Source organism: Pedobacter sp. BS3, from assembly GCF_008274585.1.
In the GTDB taxonomy this organism is placed as follows: domain Bacteria; phylum Bacteroidota; class Bacteroidia; order Sphingobacteriales; family Sphingobacteriaceae; genus Hufsiella_A.
In genome coordinates this window covers 161755-184535 of the sequence record NZ_VTRT01000008.1, presented here as the reverse complement: position 1 = coordinate 184535, position 22781 = coordinate 161755, and the positions used below count along the sequence as shown (strand labels likewise).

Below are 22781 nucleotides of genomic sequence, written 5' to 3'. Positions count from 1 at the left end.
AAATATATATGGCCTAATGAAGGCTGTTGTAAACTATAGTTGTCAAAAAAAAACCTGTAAAAACATATAGGTTCCGGCTACTACAAAGCAGGCTGATTATGTGTTTGGGTGAGTAACTCAAATAGGTCATAATTCTGTTTAGCGTGCTGAGGTCTGAATGTTTCTTGCATTTCTTCAATCTGAATATTTGTTCAGGCAAAAATAAGCGTCAAAAAGATCAGTCACGGTAAAAAGAAGCCGTGTTTATGTCCGGATTACGGTAGTTTGGACATATCAGCACACTCCGGTAACCTGCTATATACGCCGGCAAATACCGGGTTTATGGTATCTTCAGCTCTTTGCTGGCGGTATCCGGCAGTTTGGCAATATACTCAGCGGGCGACATACCCGTTTTTCGCTTAAAAACAGTATAGAATGTACTCCTGGATGAAAAACCGGCATCTTCGGCTAAAGCCTCTATGGTAAGATTGCTTAAAAAGCCTTCTTTTATTTTCTGTTTTACGTACCGGATACGGTAAATGTTTATAAAATCATTAAATCTAAGCTTATAATGCTGGTTTAACAGGTATGATAAATTCCTGGTAGATACATTTAACTGGGTGGCGAGCATATATATGGTAAGTCCTTTTTGGCGATATAATTGATGCTTTTCCAGCTTTTCTTCAAGTTTTATAATGATATCAGCTAATACTTTACCGGTTATAATTAATTCTTTACTTTTCTTGTCCTCCTGTGGTAATTTGTTTTCGTAAACCTCATCAGAAGCCGCCAGGATGGGTAAAGGGCTGGTTAAAGATGGTCCATCCGGCAGATGTATATTATCCGCAGTAAATGCCGCTTTCATATCATAAAGCAGATGAGGGAAGAAGAACAGTCCGATACCCAAGCTGAACATACCTATGCTGATGCATACAGAAAGCGATTCTCTGCCCAGGTAACCGTCTTTGATAAAAAAAACTTTTATAACCATTATCCCAATGGCTATGGTTAGGAAAGAAACCAATATATTAAAATAATATATCCAACGCTTAGTGGGCCGGGGCATATTCTCTTTATTAAAAGAAAGCGTGAATTTCCATTGAAAAAATAAATAGATAACAGCCTGGATCTTTCGGATCAGAAAATGGATCTTTTGAGGGATAATGAAATAAGAAGATGTAAAAAAATAGCCGGGATCATGGACGATCATATTTATAGTACGTTGTTTATCGGCAGAACCTTTAAAGATAAACGGCAAAATGCCAATAAGCGCCAGTATGGAGGGCATTAAATGGAGCCAGTCGTATTTTTTTAACCTTTTTTGAGACGACAATAGTAACCGTACGTACAGGTAAGCCGCCGGAGCAAAAAGATAGTAGAGAGGAATACCTGTATTAAATAAGTTTGGATAATGTTTTATTTCTCCGCTAACAAATAACAGGCACATTAACGTACACCATATAATAGAAACAAAGGCTGAGCACAGTATTATATTAGCTAAGCGATGCTCATAACTAAAACGGATTAGTAATGCAATAACAAGCAGGTAACCAGCAACCCCTGTTATTAAGAAAATAAAACAAATATGATTCAAGCTATATAGACAGATACCGAAACCGAAATTAATAATATTACAGTACTTCGAAGAAAATTAGAAACAATGTTATCTTAATTAAGAATTATAAATGATTTTTAATTGATGAGGTTGGTTACTTATAGAAAAACATAAATTAACGTGAGTCCGGGTTAAGGCGCAGGCTCGTCCCGATTTGCAACCGGGATGCCAGAAAACGGCGTTTGCAACGCTGCAATATTGCTTAAGATAATCAAAGGCAGCTGTTACCGGCATTACAAACGCCGGAGATTTATGCACTCGTTTTGCAAACGAGCGCAAACAGGATGCAGGCTCGTCCCGATTTGCAACCGGGATGCCATAAAACGGCGTTTGCAACGCTGCAATATTGCTTAAGACAATCAAAGCAATCTTTTCTGTAACGTCATTCCTATTGATCTCAGCCGCTGCCGGTGTCTCCACCAACAGCAATAAAAACATGATTTCATGAAATTTAAAAAGACCGGTCTCTGGTAAAGTTTTCCGATCAGAAGCAGCCCGGTAATATGAGCTTCTGATCATCAACAACTAAAAAACTTACTGCTCTACCCGTTTCAGGCCGTATTTCTCTATTTTGCTGTATAAGTGGCTACGTTGAATATCAATATCATCGGCAGTTTTTGATACATTCCAGTTGTTTTTCTCCAGCTTATACTTGATAAATTCGCGTTCGGCATGGTCTTTATATTCCTGGAAGTTGGCAAACTGGTCATAATCCATTGTGGATGATGTGCCTCCGCCGGTACTGCCTCCCGGCACGGAGGGGTTAGCAAAATTCCGTACATCGGCATCGGTAATACTCTTATCGCTCAGGATGATCAGGCGCTCTACCATATTACGCAGTTCGCGGATATTTCCCGTCCAGGGAAGTGTTTTTAATGCTGCGATAGCCCCTTCGGTAAATTTTTTGGTTGGCATGCCGTAGTCGCTGCAAATTTCCTCGCAAAAGCTTTGGGCAAGCACCGGTATATCGTCTTTGCGTTCGGTGAGCGGCGGTACATGAATGATGATCACACTCAGGCGATGGTACAGGTCCATCCGGAAATTGCCGTTTTCAATTTCTTTAAGCAAATCCTTATTGGTTGCCGCTATCACACGTACGTTTACATCAATCTCCTTCTCGCCGCCAACCCGGGTGATCTTATTTTCCTGCAAGGCCCGCAGCACTTTGGCTTGTGCCGAAAGACTCATGTCGCCAATTTCATCCAGGAAAAGCGTGCCGCCATCGGCCGACTCGAACTTACCGATGCGCTGTTTAACGGCCGAGGTAAACGAGCCTTTTTCATGCCCGAATAACTCGCTTTCTATCAGCTCTGAAGGAATGGCAGCACAATTCACTTCGATAAGCGGTGCACCAGAACGGTTTGATTTTTCGTGTAGCCATCGTGCAACCAGCTCTTTACCGCTGCCGTTTGCGCCGGTAATCAATACGCGGGCATCGGTAGGGGCAACGCGATCTATGGTTTCCTTGATACGTGATATCGCCGGAGATTCGCCCAGTATTTCGCGGGTTTTGCTCACCTTGCGTTTTAATACACGGGTCTCGGTAACCAGGTTCCCTTTTTCGAGCGCATTGCGAACGGTGATTAGTAGCCGGTTTAAATCGGGCGGTTTGGAAATAAAATCGAACGCACCTTTTTTGCTGGCCTCAACGGCTGTTTCTATGGTTCCGTGGCCGGATATCATGATAAATGGCAGGTCCGGTTTTAAGGCCAGCCCTTCGGTAAGCACTTCCATGCCATCCATACGACTCATTTTTATGTCGCACAGAACCAGGTTATAATCATTTTTTTTGATCAGCTCCAGGCCTTCAATGCCATTGTCAATATCGTCAACAATATAATCTTCGTACTCTAAAATTTCCCGTAAGGTGTTGCGGATAGCCCGCTCATCATCAATAATTAAAATTTTTGTCATAAGAGCTTAAGCCGGGTTTACCCCTGAATTCTAAACATGTTGTTAAAACACAATTGTATATGGTTTGTTTTGGGTCTGTAAAAAAAGCAAGCCTGTAAGCCGGGTTCTGTATCCGGCCTGAGCCGGATTTCTATCATTTATCTGGGCCGGCCATCACTAACCGGCTCTAACGACCTACCCTTCCCGAAAGCAGCAGAACCGCGTTGGAACGAGCCATTCCAGGTTCGGGATTTATTTGGTCTTTCAACTCCTGGGGTTTACCGCAATCCCGGTCGCCCGGAAAAGCTGTGAGCTCTTACCTCACAATTTCACCCTTACCATGCCGAAGCAGGCGGTATATTTTCTGTGGCACTTTCCGTCACCGTATAACCGGCGCCTTCCCGTTAGGAAGCAGGATGCTCTGTGTTGCCCGGACTTTCCTCTCCATCCCGCATTTACGGGGACTGAGCGATAGAACGGCTTGCAGGTGCAAATATAGTGATAAAAGCGTCAGTTTTTCTGTTTTGAATTTGTGCAAAGAGTTTTAATTCATTGATCACCACTTTTCTTTTTTGGTGGATAGTTTGGCATTGCCATGATCAAATTTCAATACCTTAAGGGGAAGTACCGGATGGTGAAAGCGATACGATGATGTTTTCGGGTGTAAATAATCATTTCAGGGACGGTAGTAGAAGTTTGGTTGTAAGCCCGCGTTTTGGCGTTACAACGAGCTTCCAATTTTTGAATTTTGAATTTTAATCCCGAATAGTCGGGGTTTCACTACGTTCAACTTTTGAATTTTGAATTAATGCAATACCCCAAACATCAGCCGGAAGGCGAAAATAATGATCAATATTCCTGCAATGCGGTTAAACCAGGCCAGCGTGTTTTCTTTAATGCGGTAGCGCAGCTTATTGGCATAGTAGGCTTTCAGGCTGTCCATGCTGAATTGGGTGATCAGTATACAGCCAAAGAACGGCAGTATTTGCTGTGGCTTCAGGTTCCCTCCACTGATAGACATTACCCCTCCCGTTACGGTAACCCAATACAATAACATCCCCGGGTTGAAGATGCACATCAAAAATCCCTTGAAGAAATAACCGGTATTGTGCTTTTTGGAGGTAGTTTTCTGGTAGTTGATCTTAACCTTTTTGAACAGGTAATAAGCCCCGATGCTTAGCATGATGATGCTGCCGACCAATCCGATAGGGGTGCGGTATTGGCGCTCAATGGCCAGGAAAGAGGAGCCGTAAATACTAAGCGATACGTAGATGATATCGCTCATCAATACACCGCCGGCCAGGGAGAGACCGGCATGAAAACCTTTCTCGATACTGGTTTTTATGAGTGCAAAAAATACGGGGCCTGTTACAAACGATAGCACAATTCCCAGCCCAATGCCTGATATAATTGACTCGATCATTAAGCGCTGTTAGTTCTTAATAGCTGCGATTTTAAGCAAAATAAATTAAGATAGACAGTTTAAAGCAGAAAAATGTTTCTTTTTTTCATGCGGAAAAAGTATGGAGCCCGGTAAAATATTTAGAGTCAGTTGCTTACTGTATATCAGTTGAATATTGCTTAGTTGAGTTTTTGCTTTATTCCCTAACCTTGATATTGAGCTTTAAAAATTATAATTTGGGGATTATGTTCGCTAAATGTTGGTATATTTGGAGAATATAATCGCCAAAATATGATAAACAGAACTTTAAAAGATGTACTTGTTCATAAAATTGATTATAAAAAAGCGATCATTTTGTTAGGGCCCCGACAGGTTGGTAAAACTACCCTGATCACTGAAATAGCAGCATCATTAGGCAATTATTTGCTCATTAATGGTGATGATCCTGAAACCCGTTTATTATGGAGCAATCCAACCCAGGCATTTATTAACCGCTATATTGGTAATTACAAAGTAATTGTAATAGACGAGGCGCAGCGGATGGAAAATATAGGGCTGAGCGCTAAAATGATCATTGATGCAAAAAAAGATATTCAATTATTTATTTCAGGATCTTCGGCCCTGGAATTGGCCGGTAAGATCAATGAGCCCCTTACCGGACGCAAGTGGGAGTACCGTTTGTATCCTTTATCGTGGCTGGAGATCAGGGAGCATGAATCGTTTGCCAAAACATTACCTCTGTTAGAAAATTTTTTGATCACGGGCATGTATCCGGAGGTCATTACCCATCCGCATAATGCAAAGGAAATTCTGAGCAATCTGGCCGGAAGCTATTTGTACAAAGACATATTGGAATCAGGCGGTATCAGAAGACCGGAATTATTGTTGAAACTCTTACAGGCTTTGGCCTGGCAGGTAGGTAGCGAGGTTTCTTACAATGAGCTTGCACAGGCTGTTGGCGCCGATAAGGCAACAGTGAGCGCTTACATAGACCTGCTGGAAAAAACGTTTGTAATCTTTCGGCTTCCTCCTTTTTCCAGGAACCTGCGTAATGAAATAAACAGCACCCGGAAAATATATTTTTATGATAATGGCGTAAGAAATACCATAATTAATAACTTTTCTCCGTTAAGCCAGCGTAATGATACAGGCGCATTGTGGGAGAACTTTATTATCAGTGAACGGAAAAAGCAACTGGCTTATAGCGGTTTCTCCGGGAATACATATTTTTGGAGAAACAGGAGCCAGGCTGAAGTGGATTATCTTGAAGAACAGGATGGAATACTCAGGGCTTTTGAACTGAAATGGAAGCCTGATATAAAAGTTCGTTTCCCGAAAGTGTTTATAGAAACCTATAAACCGGCTATAACACAAGTTATCCACCGGGAAAATTATTGGGAATGGCTGGATGAAGCTTCCGGTAATCTATAAAAATAGTTATGTTAGCGCCATTACATTGATCAGCATTTTATTAATGATACAGAAGCCGGCATTTGAAACTATTTTTATGGATCTGGCAGCTAACCTGGCCCGGCGGTCGCATTGTGTGAAAGCCCAGGTGGGAGCAGTGCTGACCAAAGATACCCGCATTATATCTATCGGGTATAATGGTCCGCCGGCAGGGACGCACAATTGCGATGAGGAGTGGCCGGAAACCGGTTGTCCGCGGGATGCCCGTGGCAGTTGCTCGCTGGCGCTTCATGCCGAGGAAAACGCTATTCTATATGCGGTAAAGAACGGTGCTGAGTTAGCCGGATCAACCTTGTATGTCACCTTATCGCCCTGTTTGCCATGTGCCCGGCTGATATTCTCATCGGGTATCAAAAAAGTGATTTACAAGGAATCCTATGCAGCTTATAAAGGCTTGTCCAGCGATGAAGGCGTAGATTTTTTAAACCGTTTTGGGGTGGAGGCCGTTAAATCTCAGTGAAAAAGTGGAAAGTTAAAAGTTGAACGTAGTGAAACTCCCCCGGGTAATTCGGGGTTTGGGATTGAAAGTTAAAACGGGGTAATCTGCTCATATTAGCAGCATAAAATAGTATGATGGATAACATTGGTGTCAAGTCTGGTTTTTGTGAATAGATGAAATGGTTATTTAAAATCCTTGTCAAAGTGAATAATGTTGTTCTTCCACGGTATTCAGGGAAGGATCCTGCCAGGCTGACCAAGCTACAGCAAGCCATTACCGGGTACAGGTATTGGGTATTGACCCGCTCGCTGGAGTGAATTGGTGTAACTATAGCTGGAAGTAAAATAAAGTGATTGAGTAAAGCTTTAGCTCGGTGAGATTTGTTCCGAAGGAATCACTATGTGATTTAGCTCGCCGGGATTTGTAATCCCGGCGGTAATAACCCCGGATTTGTAATCCGGATAGTCACCCTTGTTGCTGATTGGTTTTGCAGCTTAACCTGATTTATAACTAAAGCCAGAGGCTTTAAGGTAATTGAACGAAGCCGGAGCTTCGCCTTTAGCTCGCCGGGATTTGTAATCCCGGCGGTAATAACCCCGGATTTGTAATCCGGGTAGTTACCCTTGTTGCTGATTGGTTTTGTAGCCGAACCTGATTTATAACTAAAGCCAGAGGCTTTAAGGTAATTGAACGAAGCCGGAGCTTCGCCTTTAGCTCGCCGGGATTTGTAATCCCGGCGGTAATAACCCCGGATTTGTAATCCGGGTAGTTACCCTTGTTGCTGATTGGTTTTGTAGCCGAACCTGATTTATAACTAAAGCCAGAGGCTTTAAGGTAATTGAACGAAGCCGGAGCTTCGCCTTTAGCTCGCCGGGATTTGTAATCCCGGCGGTAATAACCCCGGATTTGTAATCCGGATAGTCACCCTTGTTGCTGATTGGCTTTGCAGCCTAACCTGATTTATAACTAAAGCCAGAGGCTTTAAAGTGGTTGAACGAAGCTGGAGCTTCGCTCAATCAAATATGCTATATTTCGGCTCTCTCCCTCAGGGGAGTAGGGGCTACAACTTCCCCAACAGCTCCTGCGCCTTATCATAGTTAGCTGCATCGGTTGGGATTTTAATTAACCATTCCTTGCAATGAGACTTGTCGTGTTGCTTTAGATAACTTAGTGCGATATAGAAAGCCGCTTCGTATTTGAATACGGACGCACCCTGGTAAACATCAGCTAACGTTTTCCTGGACTGGGCAATATCGCCGGTTTCCAGTAAGGAAACACCATAATAAAACCGGGCCATGCTGTTATCCGGCTCAGCCTGAACCACTTGTGCCAGTAATGTTTTGGCCTTTTCAAAATCCTTGTTATTAAAGGCATCGGCAGCAGTTTGCATGTTATTGGTGGTAGCATCGCCACGCTCGGCGGTAGTCAGCATTTCGGTGGTGTTGTATTGCTGGTAAAGGTCTTTCTTCCAGGGCATCCAAACCATGAAAATTACAAAGACGGCGGCTACGGCCGAAGCCCAGGCCGCGTACCGGCGCATAGGCACAATCTTCGCGGTACGGCTGCTATGCTCTTTCGAAAGTCTGTGCAGGGTATCTTCAAGAGCTTTGTCCTGGTCATCCTTTACCAGTTTCATCCGCAACGACGATTGTACATTACGGTAAAAAGCCACCTCGTTTCGCAGGTTCTCGTCCTGTTGCAGGCGCTCCTCAAAACGGGTTAATTCTTCTCCCGTCATCTCGCCGTCGGCAAAGCGTGAAATATCTTCAAAGCTGTAGGTTTCCATGATTTTATGGTATTTCTTTTAACTTTTAACTTTTAACTTTTGACTTTTGACTTTTGACTTTTGAATTAACTGAATCAGTGTCGCCATACATTCCGATTTCTTTTTGCGCAGGTAGCCGTATGTTACGCCCAGCGTTTCCGCGATTTTTTCCTGTGCTTCGCCGGTAAGGCTGTGCCTGATAATCTCCTGGCACCGTTCACCCAACTTTTTAAACATATCCGCAAAGTGGCGGGCTTCTTCATCCTGCCTCAGCAGCTCTTCTGCCTGGGCAAAAACATCCTCACCAATAGATAATAAATCGTCGGACTGATTTGTTACCGGTATAACCGCTCTTTTTTTCAGTTCATTAAGCCATTTGCGTTTGCATACCATCAGTAAAAAGGGTTCCAGCGGACACGTAAGCACAAACGCCTTATGCTTTGCCTGCTGGTAAATGTCAATAAGCGCTTCCTGGAAAATATCGGCGGCATCATCTTCCGAGCCGTTATTGTTAACGATATACCGTTTTATCTTACCAAAGAACTTACTGTAGATCTGCCCAATCAATACCTGGTTATTGGTAAGCAGCGCCGTAATGTATTGCTGGTCGGGATGTGTTTTGCCCATTTTATTTGTGTTAATCAAAGGTTTATTCAGCCGGTTCAACCTGTTTTACAGCCTCTAAGTTAAACATCTGAAATTTTTTTCAGGTAACAGGGGTAACAAAAATCAAACGGGCCTGATATATCATCAAAAAACAAATGGCGAATGCTGAAAGGCCATAAACGAGTAGGCACTACTAAATTGAACATAACATGAAAAAGTCAACATTAACCCCCGTATTAGTAGCAGTTTTATTAGCTGCATTTACCGCATGTAAAAAAGATAAAACAGACCGTACCGGTTCTGTACGCAGTGCGAAGGAATTTACTGAGCAATTAGGCTCGAAAAAACAAACCGTAAGCATCAATGCTTCGGCCTTACCGCAAACCGTTACACTGGCCGGCGGAACTAAAATTACATTTCCGGCCGGTTCGCTTACCAAAAACGGAAGCCCGGTAAGCGGTACAGTAACCGTAGAGGCTTACGAAATGCTGAAACGCAGCCAGGTATTGTTGAGCGGAACCAACACCAATCACATTTCAGGCGCCCCGCTCGAATCGCATGGTTTTATCTACATTGATGTAAAAGCTAATGGCAGCAGCGTGGATAACGAGCTGGCCGTGCCCGTAAAGATTTCTATCCCGGCTAACGGAAAACCCTATACCAACATCTGGCAGGGCGTACAAAACGATGCCCAGCAGATGGTATGGCAAAATCCGCCGCAAAATGCTAACGGACAAGGCGGACAACGCGACGTGAAAGGCGATGTAACAACCGACAGCTTTATTTTTGATTTCGGTAACCTGGGCTGGATTAATACCGATGTGTTCTACAGCTACAGCAATCCTAAAACTACCGTGCGGGTAGAGCTGCAAAATAACCCCGGTGCATTAGCTACCTTCCGTGGATTCAGCGGTGAAACGTTCGTGTACTTCTGTGCTAAGGGAAGCAATGTTGCCGCCCAGCTGTACACTCCCGACGGACCCAATAAAGTAAAGAGCTACGACGATGTCATGCCTGTTGGCGTTGAAGGTAAATTCATATCGTTCGCTATCAAGGATGGTCATTATTACCTGGCTCAGAAAGAGGCCACCATTACCGCCAACATGAGCGAAACCCTGAGCTTAAGCGAAACTACACAAGATGCTATTCAGACCGCTATCAATGCCTTAGATGGTTATTAACAGGAACTCCGGATGTTTTGGGACAGATAAGTGGTTAAGCGATGGGCCGTCAGGCTCATCGCTGTTTGTTTCGTAAAACGGAATATGTATAATTGCTAAACTTTCCTTATCAACCATGGAAATGAAACGCCTCTATCTTACGTTAACTATCTGCCTGATAGGTTTGTGTGCCGGTGCACAAACGCCTGCTACAGATACCGTTCCCGCTGTCATTCATCCGCTGGTAACCGGCAACCAGGTTAGATTCAGTTCCGCTTTACGCGATTTACGACCCGTTGCAGGAGCACCTGCGCCGTTCTATTCCTATTTCTGGGAGTTTGGCGACGGACAGTTTTCGTTCGAGAAAGAGCCGTTACACACGTATCCCGATACGGGAAAATATAATGTACGCCTGTATGCCACCAATAATTACGATGATGGGAAACCACCTCCAAGCCGTCCCCAGCGTATCCTGATAACCAGTAGAACAACAGCCATTGCCGCGGTCAACGCACCGGCGTTTTTCAAATCCGGCGGAAGCCTTGAAATGAAAACCAACCGGATGCCGCGTCCCGGCGAAGAAATGATTTTGCTGATAGGTTACCGGAATAAACCCGAATGGGGCGCTTTGGAGATGAAAGGCAAGGTCGCCTTATGGTATAACGAAAAGGAGTTTAAGCAAAATAACTTTGTATTACAGGATGTGCGTGCCTATCATGGCGAAAAACGTTCGGCATCGCCCTTGAATATGCAGTTAGCTTATGTGGATGTTCCGGGTAAAACAGTCGAAGACTGGAAGCAGAAAGGCGCTGCCGCTAAGGCGGAAGAGCAGAAAAAGGCAAGCGGAAGCAGTGCGAAAGAAAAGCATGAAGCATACCGGGCAAATGTCGTATGGGATTTTAACGGGCTGAAATCCGGCGAAGAACGCTACCTTTTTGTATCGCTCAAAACTACGCCCGAAATGGTGCAGGACACCAACGCGGTAGTTACCCTGTCGGGGATGTTTGTTCCCGACGACCCCATATTGAAACCCGAAACCTTTGATTTGCAGCTACAGATTGTCGCCTCACACGACCCGAATAAAATGATGCTCAAAAACCGGCGGATGAATTACCGGTTTACCGGCAAAAAAAGAGAGTTGAAATACAAGGTACGTTTCCAGAATACCGGCGAAGGGCCTGCTAAAAGAGTAGCCATCGGTGTTAAAATGCCCGGTGTAGTAGATGTCAGCAGCCTGAAAATAGGCGATATGCAGCCGCGTTGTTTACCCTGCGATTCGGCCTACGCCGGTCAGAGCTGTATAGATACCCTGCGGTTTAAAGATAGCGTACAGTTTGTGTTCAAAAACATTTACCTGCCCGGCGTGAAGCAGAAAGGGGTAAACGATGTGGATTCTACCAAGGGATACATTGAGTATAGCGTACGCTTCACTAAGAAACCTAAAAAGCTGCCGTTTGCCAGTCAGGCAGCCATCGTATTCGATAAAAATGAGCCTATTTATACCAATCGCTCCCGCGGAGTCTTTAAACCGGGATTATCACCCGGCATTATAGCAGTTTACGGCACACGGCCCGGGCATGCTTCCAAACAGCTTACCGGGAATAATAATTTCAGCTTCGGGTTGAGTATCTCGCCTTATGCGCCGTATCGTAAATATTTACAGGCCGAAATATATGTAAGCCGGTACGATGAATCGGAAACATTGGTTAGCCATACCGGCGAAGGCTATATTGTTTATAACGGGCGTGATTATAAAATAGACCATACCGATGAATACCTGAGAAGCAAGGTGGTAACCATTGATATTGTCCCGGTACAATTACGTTACAACCTGAATCGCTGGGTAGGAGTAGGAGCCGGAACACTGGTAAATGCCAACCTGAGCACCACCAAACAAACCACTAAAAATATATATGTTGCTAATGCACAAGGCACAACAGAGATGTTCCAGGAGAAATCCGCTGTGGATAAAAGCAGCTTTAATACCTGGAAAGTGGCCCTGTTCGGCGATGTGCAGGCTGGTTTGGTTCGTACGGGGCCGACTTTGGGTATGCGCTACCTTTATTATCCCGGTAAAGAGGGGCAACGGCTGTACTTTTACCTGAGCTGGAAAATTTAATTAAATTAGCCGGTAAACACGGCTTCAATGAACAGCAGGAAATATGTACACCATTTCATTGTACTGGTACTGGTATGCTGCCCTGCTCTTGCTTTCGCGATACCCGGAAATGTGGTACAGAACCGCCTGGACAGCCTCAGGAAAGCCGATAACCTGTCCGAGTGGATATACAGCCGCATTGATTACAGTCATACAAACCCGGATAAACGGCTTGCCGTACTGATGCAGACCGGCACAGGCATTTGGCGAAAGCCGGCTACCGCCGCCGAACATGAAGCCTTTCTGAACCTGCTGATTAACCAGGGATATTACCAGCTTTACGATGGCAATGTGTTACGCTCCATTGATTGTTATGAGCAGGCTTACGCCTATTTTCAGAAGCATCCCTCCAATCAAATCGACATAGCCGAATACCTGCTGAAACCCCTGGGAAACAATTATACCCGCCTGGGCGATTATTCGCGGGCTTTATTTATACAGGATAAAAACCTGGCGATGGCCTTTGCCCGTAAAGACAGTGTGCTGATAGCATCGGTGTACAGCAATATGGCTATTTCCTATAAATCAACAGGCAATTTGGCTATGGCGTTAAACTGTTGTAAAAAAGGATTTCTGTATCTCAAAAAAGACGTATCCGAAAAAGGCCTGTTATACAATACACTGGCCGATGTATGGTATGATGATAGCGACTATCAGCAAGCGACCATCGCGGTTGAGCAGGCCCTGGCCATTTTAACGAAAACCAATGTATCGGCCAATACGGCTTATTGGTTGCTAAGCGCCTATACACTGGCCGGTAACCTGGCCCGTAAGCATAATCAGCCGGGTGTTGCCCGAAGTTATTACAACCAGGGATTGAATGTAATCAACCGGTACTTTAAGGGTAGCCGCAGGCGTGAAATGGCCGGTCTGATGATACAAACCGCCAATACCTGGCTTGACGATAAACATCCCGAAAAGGCATTGGATGATGCGAACAAGGCATTAGATGTTTTGCTCCCCACATACAAGTTTACACGGACAACCTTGCCGGATAAGCAGGTATTATACGGCGAGAATCGTTTATACGACGCCTTTATTGTTCGTGCCAGGTGCCTGCTTGCCCTTGGCAACGACCGGGCTGCACTGGATAATATCCTGCTGGCGCTGGAAACCGGTGAACGTTCCAGAAATGAATACGCTACGGTTAGTGATAAGCTGCATTACCAGGGCGATGCGAAACATGTTGCCGGAATGGCTATGGATATCGCTTACCGCATCTGGCAAAAAAGTCATGACGCTGTTTATGCGCAAATCCTGCTGGATATCGCGGAGCGTACTAAAGCACGGGTGTTGTCAGAGCAGGTGAACCGCAACAGGCAGCACGCGTCTTTAGCCCAAACCGATACGCTTTTCAAGCGGCGGGTTGCATTGGAACGGGCTATTGTGTATTATGAGCGTGAAGCGCTGGTTAATCATCGCGATAAGCAGAAACTTCAGCAAAATAAACAGGAGGCGCAGTATGAGCTGGCCTCGGTCAATAAACAAATCCGGTTAAAATACCCGGCTTCGGCATTTGCACAGCATACGGTGCTGACCGGCAATGCACTTTTGCAGCGTATCCCTGCCGGGTACAGGCTGATTGAGTATTTTGCCGATACGAGCGCCGTTTATATCATCGCGGCAGAAAAAGGTAAGGTGCTCGACATCCGCAGAATTAATAATGCCACCACGGAGCTGGCTGCTGTTAAAGATTACCTGCAAATCTGGTATCATCAGGGTGCAGCAGCCATGATGAATAATCCGCAGGCTTTTTATGAGCAATCGTTCGCTATTTACCGGAAATACCTGACCGGTTTAACCGGAACCGAGCATGAAAAGGTGTTGATAGTTGCCGATGATGTACTTGGCCTTGTTCCGTTTGATGCATTAGTTACCCGACCTGATTATGTAGCAGATATCCGAAAATGGCCGTTTCTGTTGCATCGTACTGACATTCAATATAGCTACTCGCTGAATACCTGGTTAAACGAGGCGCCGAGGAAACAATCCGGGCAAACAACCTTTGCCGGTTTTTTTATTACCCAGACACCCAATACCGCCGTTACCATCCCTGCTGTCGCGGCCGAGGCAAAAGCCATCAGCGGGAAGTTTCGCGGTAGCTTTTATACAGACCGAAAGGCAACGCTGGAAACGTTTAAGGCCGTTTTACCACAAACCGATATCCTGCACATCAGTACTCATTCTTATCCGTTTAAAAATGAGCCGGTATTACAATTCATCGATAAACGCTTTTTCCTGTTCGAGCTGACGGCCCAGCAGCAGGTTCCGTCGCTGGTGGTATTAAGCTCATGTCGTACCGCCGATGGAGAAGTTGCGAAAGGCGAGGGGGTGCTTAGTTTGTCGTATGGATTTATTGCTGCCGGAACCCGGGGAGTGCTGGCCGGTTTATGGAATGTAAATGATAAAGCCGCTTCCGGGCTGGTTACCGCATTTTATGAACATCTTCAAAAAGGAGAATCGACGGCTAATGCGCTGCGTCAGGCTAAATTGCAATGGCTTGGTACAAAACACGCCAATACCGCCATGTTATTACCCTATTACTGGGCCGACCTGGTTTATATCGGTAAGCCGCAAACCTTAAAACCGGAACCTGCTTTAACACATTGGTATTGGTATGTGGGAGCAGTGTTGTTTTTGCTGGTTATGGGTATAGTATTTTGGCGCTCAGGAAAATATAAGAAATATTGGATATAGTATTTGCAGGATAAATTGTATATTTAATGTCAATGCTAACTAAACAAACCTTATTCCTTTTCTTGATTGCTTTAGCAGGGTGGTTCGCCATTTTGCTTCAGTTATATCTTATACTTGTTAACCGTACATCGCCGGTGTTCCAAACCGTGATGACATTCTTTAGCTTTTTTACCATATTAACCAATATATTGGTTGCAATATGTTGCACTGCACTAATAACGAATAAAGATTATGGTGCATGTTTCTTTACCCGTCCTACCGTGTTGGGCGGCACTGTTGTGTATATTGTAATAGTAGGGATAATATACAATGTTATCCTTCGCGGGTTATGGCATCCCGCAGGTCTTCAGCGTCTGGCTGATGAGTTGTTGCATGTGGTTATCCCGTTAAGTTTTAGCTTATACTGGTTTATATACGTACCTAAAAAGGAATTAAACTGGCAAACGTCGTTTCGCTGGTTGATTTATCCTTTGTGCTATTTTGTATACATTCTGCTGTTGGGACTTTATCTAAAAACTTACCCGTACCCTTTTATTGATGTCAATAAAATTGGATACCCATTTGTGCTGAGAAACAGCCTGATAGTAGGTCTGGCCTTTCTGTTAGTATCGTTTGCTGTAGTTTTAATAGCAAAAATGCAGGTCGGAAGGAGACCGGTATGAATGCTGGCATAGTTTTTTCTTTGATAAAGCTGGTATATGCTTTTCTGCTAACTTTATCAGGATTAGCATATCGAAGTCAAAATAAAACTTAAACAGATGAAAACAATATTATCTCTTGTCGCGATAGCCGCTATAGTAGCAGCGTGCAACAGTGATGCTAAAATGAACGGGGCAAACGGTACAGATGTAGTGGCCCAGAAATATAAAGACTCTTTAAAAATGGTGCGTGACAGCCTGAAGCTGGATAGTTTTAAAAAGGCCGAAGCGCAGAAAAAAGAGCAGGAGCAGGCAGCTCTTGCTGCTCAGGCTCGCCGGGAAAATAGTGTTCGGCATACTTCCTATTCAAGTACAACAACACAGTCGCAAGCCACTCAAACCAAGAAAAAAGGCTGGAGCTCGGCAGCTAAAGGCGCTGTAATTGGCGCCGGAGCCGGCGCTGTGGGTGGTGCAATTATCGATAAGAAAAATGGCCGGGGTGCTATTATCGGAGGTTTGATAGGTGCAGGAACAGGTTATGCCATTGGCCGGGGTGAAGATAAAAAATCCGGCAGAGCTAAATAAACGCGAACTTCAAATCAACATATATTAAAAGGCCGTCTGTTAATCGCAGCGGTCTTTTTGTATATAAACAGGATTTTTGGGCTTGTTTCATAAAATGTGAAATAATGCTATTTGTTTCACATTATTTGAAATTAATATAATTATTTCAATATTTGTGCAACATTATGAATGCACTGTCTTATGTACTAATGGCTGATATTATAAAAAGCCGCGATTTAAACCAGGAGCGATTAATAAATAGCTTTAAACAATCGGTTGATCGTATTAATACCAGTTGTAAAAAGAATATTCAGTCCCCCTTAACCATTACCCTGGGAGATGAATTCCAAGGTGTAATGACGGATTTATCAGGTGCGGTTAATACTATATTAGCCTTGGAAGAAGATATGGTTGTTACCGCAGTTCCCTTTAAGCTCAGGTATGTGCTGATGGAGGGTAAAATAGAAACTCCTATTAACAGTAAAATAGCTTATGGGATGTTGGGACCGGGGTTAACGCAAGCCCGGGAAACCCTGAATAATTTAAAGGAAACCCCCCAAAGATTCAACTTTGTGCTCACAAATCAGGAGCTTTCCGGGATATTAAATGAAGCATTTATCGTATATCAACAGGTTGTAGATGATTGGAATATCGAAAAAGATGGAGAATTGATAAAGAACTTCCTATTATTGAAAGATTATAAACTTGTTGCCGAAAAACTTCATAAAAATCGTTCGTTAATGTGGAAGCGGGAAAAATCACTCAAGGTTGAGGAATATGAAGCCATGAAAAAAATTATAAACTATATTGCCAAAACATCGTATGGGTAAATTTTCTATATTATTCAGTATAATGCTTGTAAGTGAGATTATTCTGGCATTTGTATTTAGCGCAATTGCACAAATATGGTATAAAAAGAACGGTATTGATTGGCGATCGGTTATAAAGGGAGTATTGGAAAGGACATTTCTTATGGTTGCCCTGATCAACTCTCAAACCAGTGCGTTAACATTCTTTAGTGCTTTAAAGCTTGCTACACGATTAAAGCATAGTGAAACAACAGACAACAAAGAAAATAAAAGAGAATTGGATAATAAGTTTAATGACTATTATTTAATAGGGAATTTATTATCGGTTTGCGTTGCAATAGGCTATACCCATCTGTATACAGAATTTGACAAAATAGAATTGTTCGCTCGCTTATTGGGTAAGTAAAGTGCCGTTTTATATCCTGATAAGATAGCAATCGCTCAACAAATCCAATAGAGTATTCAGTCATGCGTGCAAGTGTCTCCAAATAAAAAAGCGAAAAAATCATATACTGACTTTTTCGCCTGGCTTGTGCACCCGAAGAGATTCGAACTCCTATCATCAGAACCGGAATCTGACATTCTATCCATTGAACTACGGGTGCAGTGGCGCAAAGATATAAATACATTATTAAATTTCATTGTGTAAATGCACAAAGCAGGTCGATTTTTTAAAGCAAAATATAAGGCCGTGTGATTTTAATGGAATAATATGTCTTATTTAAGCATTTAGAATACAGGTATTTTATGCATGGCTTTTAACTCGAACTCTGAGTTATCGAGACAAGTGGCAGGAGCGCTGCGCTCAGCTTTTCACTTTCAACTTTTTTGCATTTGTAGCAGATTTTCATAAGTTTGAGCTAATTGCTGGTCATCCCAAAAATTAACGCTTTAGGTAAACTGTCCAATTATGTCGCATGAGCCGATGATTAATTCAGATGATGTTGGTCGCTTACGTAAAGGCGATCAGGATGCTTTTCGGCTTGTTTACGATCGTTTCTATCGTAAAGTTTACCAGTTTGCTTATGCTTTTCTTAAAAATAAGGAGCAAAGCGAAGAAATTGTACAGGAAACGTTTTTAAGTTTATGGACCAGTAGGGATAAGCTGGATGAAACACTACCCATACATCCCTATTTATTTACTATAGCCCGCCGGCTGGTTTTAGATACTTTTCGTAAGGGTACAAGTACACAACAGCTTCGCGATCAATTGTTTGCTTTGCTTACAGAATATGATAATCATACAGAAGAAATCGTGTTTCTGTCTGATTTAATGCGTTTTACCGAGAATGCTATATCCGAACTTCCCAAGCAACAGCAATTGATCTTCCGGTTAAGCAGGTTTGACGGGTTATCGCATGAGGAGATCGCAGAGCGGTTAAATATCTCAAAAAATACTGTTAAAAACCATTTGGTTGCTGCTTTAAAAACGTTACGCCGGCACTTCGATTACCACGGAATTACTTACCTGTTTTTTGTTTTCTTTCTTCATTTATAGTTTTCTTGAATTAAGTTTCTGAAAGGCTGAAAATTTAAATATCCAAGTTTGTTGAGAACGGTTAACCAACTCACCTGTCCGGAGTGTTCAGCGCAAGTGTCACTCCGGATTGGTGAAATAATAATGAGTTTTTGAACTCATTTGAAACAGGGTACGTATGGTATGCCGACATGGAATTTTATATTTGTTTACAAGAGTCTGTAGACTCTTTTCTATATGTTAATCCGTAGAGCCCTTCGGAAACTGTACAACAGCTTTTTAAGTTATTGATAGTGCGCTCTGTCTTCAAATCTGAAAGATGACGAAAACTATCAATTTTCTGTTGTAATCTTAATTCAATTTTTTTAAATCGGTGGAAACTCTACGGATAGGGGGAAGCGTCGGCAAAGGGGTTTTTAAGAAGTGGTTTGAATATTAATTTTTATAATCAATATGAGCTATTACTATAGGAGATTGAAAACTTTTATATATATGATGTTAGCTACTTTATTAGGATGGCTTTGTGCTTATTTAGTTGAAGTTGGTATTTTTTATGCTTATTTTTAGCTGTAGAAAAATAGATACTTGGTGAAATAAAAGAATTAAGAAATGCACTTATTATCCTTGTTGACACTTCTGACATTCCCAAAATCAACAGCTTTCCAAAGTTGAGGTATCATCAACTAAAGCCAATAATGGAAATAGGCGCAGCTCACCTCATATTAATATTAATAAACTACAACATTAACTTTTTCACCTTTAATACCTTTGGCGGTTAATTCCACTTTAATATCGCCCAAACTTCCTGTAGCCCTAATATATGCCGTAAGCATTCCTTTGTAAGCCTTTTGCTTATTATCTGTATAATCGCCCATATCAACATTGTTTCCTGCTTCGAGGCCCAACAGTTCGCCAGGCCCGGTTACGTTGCATAAAATTTCGTTGTTTGCGTGGGCCACCCTAACGCCATTTTTATCCACTATTTGCAGGCGAATTTGGGCTACACCGCCATTTTTTTCAATCTTGCTATCGGCTTCTGTAATCTTTATGGCATAAGCCTGTTGAGGGGTGTTTATGGCATATCTGGCAGTTTCTTTGTTGTTTTTGTCTAGCCCTACAACTTCCAGCTTACCCGCTTCAAAAGGAATATCCCAATGTATAATGCCCGTGTTGGTATTGTAAGGTTTTGCTTTGCCAATTTTTTTACCGTTGAGCACGAGCTGCGCTTTTGCGGCGTTGGTATAGCACACCACTCTAATTTTCGAACCTTGCTGATAGTTCCATTTAGCCCATGCGTCCATTGATAGTTTGCCGGTCTGGTTTTCGGCCTGTTCAATTTGCGAAAGCACATCATCTTCCAAATATTTATTTTGGTCGACCCCTATGGGATAAGTGCCCAAATATGCCATTGGCTTACTACTCCATAAAGATTGGCGGAAATATCCACGGGGTTTAATGGCGCCTGAAAAATCCAATCGAGCATAATGAGCTTATTTATGCATTGAGAGATAAGAAAATAAGCGAATTGTCCGGCGGGGAGCTTAGAATTATCGAATGCGTTTGGATCCTTTCCTTAAAATCAGGTTATACCTTATTGGATGAGCCTTTCAAAGCGCTATCACCGATAGCGATCAGAGAACTCCAGAAAATGATCCGGCAGCAAAAAATTAACAAGGGTATAGTTATTACAGACCACAGTTATCGGTCGTTGCTGGAAATTCAGACCGGGTTTTGCTTATGCATAATAATTCTATTTATACTATACAATCTGAAGGGGACCTTATTTTTTATCGTTATTTGCCGTAATAGGAATATTTTACAAATCAAAGTCTTATTTTCTACTTTGTTCGCAAATCTCCGAATGAAAATCCGCCTAAAGTAAAGTACCTATAATATCAGTTAAAGTATTGATATGTAACGGCATAATTAAGCATGGAAAAAAGACTGACTTTTGTAAACTTGGCTCATACCAATATTGTTTTCTTTTAAAATTTATGCATAGTATATTATTGGTAAAGTTTTTTAGATTTGTGTATTGACCGCATGCTTGCAGGTAAGAAACATAGCGAAGAAGACAGTAAATTACTTAGTGAACTGAGTGATGGAAGCGCTTTAGCTTTTCAGACATTATATAACAGGTATTGGTCTGATGTTATAGACGAAGCATTTAAACGTCTTGATGACATCGATCATGCTAAGGATGTTGTTCAGGATGTTTTTGCCTGCCTGTGGAGCAAAGCTGGAAGCGCAGAAATTAAGAACTTGCCGGCGTGGTTGACCACAGTAACCAAGAACCAGGTTTTTAGCCATCTTAAAAAGCGGCAACGTTTCGTTCCCCTGACAGAGATTTATAATGAACTTGAACAATACGGCGGCAATACGGACGCAGTTGTGCTTAGAAAAGAACTGGTAGCCGCGTATGAAGCATTAATAAATGCCTTGCCAGAACAACAACGTATTATCTTTAATATGCGTTATAAGGAAGGATTTACTCCCGATCAAATTGCAGAAAAACTCAACATCTCGCCCAAAACTGTAAGAAATCATTTAGGTCGGGCGCTTGCAAAACTTAAAACGGCAATATTCATTGTTAATATTTTCCTGTTATTGACCCAAAAATAGTTTTTTAATTTTTTTCATCAGCAACTGGGCAAAAGCATGCTGCTGGCATACGTGTATAAAAGATATACATGCAACAGCTAAAAAAAGAGCAATTTTTCGAAATACTTGATAAATTTCAGGCGGGAAATGCAACGGAGGAGGAAAAAAGATTCCTGAATGCGTATTATAATGCCTTTGACCAAAAGGATAGCTACACATCTAAATTAGACAGCACTGAAAAAAGCCGGCTTCAAAACGAACTATATCAATTGATAGAAGACAGGATTGCTTTAAATACCAAAGCACAAACAAAAGTAATAAGGGTGCTCCCCAACTGGGCCCGTGTAGCTGCTGCTATATTGGTAGTATCGTTAATTGGGGTTGTATATTATATAACCCGGCAGGATAATACAGAAAAATATACCCGGCTTCAAATTAAGCCAGGTGGCAATAAGGCTATTTTAACATTAAGCAATGGTAAAAAGATATCGTTAACCGATGCCGCTAACGGTCAGCTTGCCGAACAAACCGGTGTGAAAATCTCCAAGGCGGCCGATGGACAACTGGTTTATACAGCCAATAGAGAAGCCCCCGTTCCTTTATCCGAAAGGATTCCTTTGGAGGAGAAGGCAGGAGGAGAGGTTGCCTTTAACACCATTGAAACTCCCCGTGGCGGGCAATACCAGGTTGTTTTGCCTGATGGAACCAAAGTGTGGCTCAATGCGGCTTCATCATTAATCTACCCAACTACATTTACCGGCAATGAGCGTCGGGTAACGTTAACAGGCGAAGGTTATTTTGAAGTAGCTAAAGTTCTCCTTAATTCCCAGAAATCCGGCGCTGCAAACGCTCTCTCCAAAGGAAAGAGCCGGGGTGAGGGCAGATTACCCTTTATAGTAATTACTAAAGGCCAACAGGTAGAAGTATTGGGTACGCACTTTAACATTAATGCCTATGGAGACAAACAAGCAATCAAAACCACATTACTTGAGGGCAGTGTGAGGATATTGGCACTACAAACAGGTTATTCACGCATAATAAGACCCAACCAGGAGGCTGTTTTTACCGGAGGAAATATTAAAGTAGCAGATGTTGACGCAGAAGATGCTATTGCCTGGAAAAATGGTTATTTCCAATTTTCAGGAAAAACCCTGGACGAAGCGATGCAGGAAGTGGCCAGATGGTATGACGTAGAAGTAGTGTATAAAAATGAACATTTAAGGGAGAGACCATTGGCAGGAACTATTTCCAAATACAGGAATATTTCGACAGTGCTGAAAACTATGGAACTCGCGGGTGCGCTGCACTTCAGTATAGAAAATGGAAAAGTTATTCTGAAATAGATTTCATGTAAACACGAAGACAAGCGAAAATCAATATATAAGATAATCCCAATTAAAACTAACCAGATATGAGAAGAAAACAAAGAGGACCCTAACCGGATATGATGAAAAACCGGGGTGCTTGGAACCACCACCGGTCAATTTTCTGTCCCGACAAAAAAGTAG

19 protein-coding genes, 1 tRNA gene and 1 other RNA gene are annotated in these 22781 nt (G+C 42.7%); 12 read left to right on the top strand and 9 right to left on the bottom strand.

Annotated features, from left to right (window positions below):
• Nucleotides 1-319 precede the first annotated feature (319 nt).
• The 5 genes from FW774_RS18520 to FW774_RS18500 form a co-directional block, all read right to left on the bottom strand.
• A complete protein-coding gene (locus FW774_RS18520; protein WP_149349717.1) occupies nt 320-1426 on the bottom strand; it encodes a helix-turn-helix domain-containing protein in 1107 nt (368 codons plus the stop codon).
• Nucleotides 1427-1651: 225 nt separating this feature from the next.
• Complete coding sequence (locus tag FW774_RS18515; RefSeq protein ID WP_149349715.1) at nt 1652-2113, bottom strand: hypothetical protein; 462 nt, start codon at nt 2111-2113, stop codon at nt 1652-1654.
• 15 nt (nt 2114-2128) lie between these two features.
• On the bottom strand, nt 2129-3508 hold the full coding sequence (locus tag FW774_RS18510; protein WP_149349713.1) for a sigma-54-dependent transcriptional regulator: 1380 nt from the start codon (nt 3506-3508) through the stop codon (nt 2129-2131).
• A gap of 79 nt (nt 3509-3587) precedes the next feature.
• An RNA gene (rnpB, locus tag FW774_RS18505) (RNase P RNA component class A) lies at nt 3588-3975 on the bottom strand.
• 317 nt (nt 3976-4292) lie between these two features.
• The gene (locus FW774_RS18500) at nt 4293-4910 is read right to left on the bottom strand and encodes a LysE family translocator (protein ID WP_149349711.1); all 618 of its coding nucleotides are present in this window, start codon (nt 4908-4910) and stop codon (nt 4293-4295) included.
• Between the two features lie 270 nt (nt 4911-5180).
• Here FW774_RS18500 and FW774_RS18495 point away from each other — a divergent pair, with 270 nt between their 5' ends.
• Together FW774_RS18495 and FW774_RS18490 are read left to right on the top strand one after the other, a co-directional pair.
• A complete protein-coding gene (locus FW774_RS18495) occupies nt 5181-6320 on the top strand; it encodes an ATP-binding protein (protein ID WP_149349709.1) in 1140 nt (379 codons plus the stop codon).
• Between the two features lie 76 nt (nt 6321-6396).
• Complete coding sequence (locus tag FW774_RS18490) at nt 6397-6819, top strand: deoxycytidylate deaminase (protein WP_197739889.1); 423 nt, start codon at nt 6397-6399, stop codon at nt 6817-6819.
• 1039 nt (nt 6820-7858) lie between these two features.
• On the opposite strand, the gene FW774_RS18485 is transcribed toward FW774_RS18490, so the two are convergent.
• Together FW774_RS18485 and FW774_RS18480 are read right to left on the bottom strand one after the other, a co-directional pair.
• Nucleotides 7859-8584: a tetratricopeptide repeat protein gene (locus FW774_RS18485; protein WP_149349707.1), complete on the bottom strand. Its 726-nt coding sequence runs from the start codon at nt 8582-8584 to the stop codon at nt 7859-7861.
• A gap of 18 nt (nt 8585-8602) precedes the next feature.
• Entirely contained in the window at nt 8603-9190 is a 588-nt protein-coding gene (locus FW774_RS18480; protein WP_149349705.1) for an RNA polymerase sigma factor, read from the bottom strand.
• Nucleotides 9191-9378: 188 nt separating this feature from the next.
• On the opposite strand from FW774_RS18480, the gene FW774_RS18475 reads away from it, so the two are divergent.
• The 7 genes from FW774_RS18475 (at nt 9379) to FW774_RS18445 (ending at nt 17601) form a co-directional block, all read left to right on the top strand.
• Nucleotides 9379-10350, top strand: a complete 972-nt coding sequence (locus FW774_RS18475) for a hypothetical protein (protein WP_149349703.1) — start codon at nt 9379-9381, stop codon at nt 10348-10350.
• A gap of 115 nt (nt 10351-10465) precedes the next feature.
• Complete coding sequence (locus FW774_RS18470; protein ID WP_149349702.1) at nt 10466-12448, top strand: PKD domain-containing protein; 1983 nt, start codon at nt 10466-10468, stop codon at nt 12446-12448.
• Between the two features lie 27 nt (nt 12449-12475).
• Nucleotides 12476-15184, top strand: coding sequence for a CHAT domain-containing protein (locus FW774_RS18465; protein ID WP_149349700.1), 2709 nt, complete (start codon nt 12476-12478; stop codon nt 15182-15184).
• A gap of 32 nt (nt 15185-15216) precedes the next feature.
• Nucleotides 15217-15846 carry a Pr6Pr family membrane protein gene (locus tag FW774_RS18460; protein WP_242457878.1) on the top strand — a complete coding sequence of 210 codons (630 nt, stop codon included), beginning with the start codon at nt 15217-15219 and terminating at the stop codon, nt 15844-15846.
• Between the two features lie 96 nt (nt 15847-15942).
• Nucleotides 15943-16407 (top strand): YMGG-like glycine zipper-containing protein, encoded by a 465-nt coding sequence (locus tag FW774_RS18455; protein WP_149349697.1) that lies wholly within the window; start codon nt 15943-15945, stop codon nt 16405-16407.
• 188 nt (nt 16408-16595) lie between these two features.
• Nucleotides 16596-17216 (top strand): SatD family protein, encoded by a 621-nt coding sequence (locus FW774_RS18450; RefSeq protein ID WP_187774957.1) that lies wholly within the window; start codon nt 16596-16598, stop codon nt 17214-17216.
• On the top strand, nt 17209-17601 hold the full coding sequence (locus FW774_RS18445) for a hypothetical protein (protein ID WP_149349693.1): 393 nt from the start codon (nt 17209-17211) through the stop codon (nt 17599-17601). Before FW774_RS18450 ends, FW774_RS18445 begins: the two co-directional genes overlap by 8 nt.
• A gap of 127 nt (nt 17602-17728) precedes the next feature.
• Here the strand turns inward: FW774_RS18445 and FW774_RS18440 are convergent.
• Nucleotides 17729-17800 (bottom strand) — tRNA-Arg (locus tag FW774_RS18440).
• A gap of 305 nt (nt 17801-18105) precedes the next feature.
• On the opposite strand from FW774_RS18440, the gene FW774_RS18435 reads away from it, so the two are divergent.
• Complete coding sequence (locus FW774_RS18435; protein WP_242457877.1) at nt 18106-18693, top strand: RNA polymerase sigma factor; 588 nt, start codon at nt 18106-18108, stop codon at nt 18691-18693.
• A gap of 707 nt (nt 18694-19400) precedes the next feature.
• Here the strand turns inward: FW774_RS18435 and FW774_RS18430 are convergent.
• Nucleotides 19401-20081, bottom strand: a complete 681-nt coding sequence (locus FW774_RS18430) for a DUF4982 domain-containing protein (protein WP_149349692.1) — start codon at nt 20079-20081, stop codon at nt 19401-19403.
• Between the two features lie 634 nt (nt 20082-20715).
• Here FW774_RS18430 and FW774_RS18425 point away from each other — a divergent pair.
• Both FW774_RS18425 and FW774_RS18420 read left to right on the top strand, forming a co-directional pair.
• Nucleotides 20716-21294 carry an RNA polymerase sigma factor gene (locus FW774_RS18425; protein ID WP_149349690.1) on the top strand — a complete coding sequence of 193 codons (579 nt, stop codon included), beginning with the start codon at nt 20716-20718 and terminating at the stop codon, nt 21292-21294.
• A gap of 68 nt (nt 21295-21362) precedes the next feature.
• The gene (locus FW774_RS18420; RefSeq protein ID WP_149349685.1) at nt 21363-22616 is read left to right on the top strand and encodes a FecR family protein; all 1254 of its coding nucleotides are present in this window, start codon (nt 21363-21365) and stop codon (nt 22614-22616) included.
• Nucleotides 22617-22781: the final 165 nt, after the last annotated feature.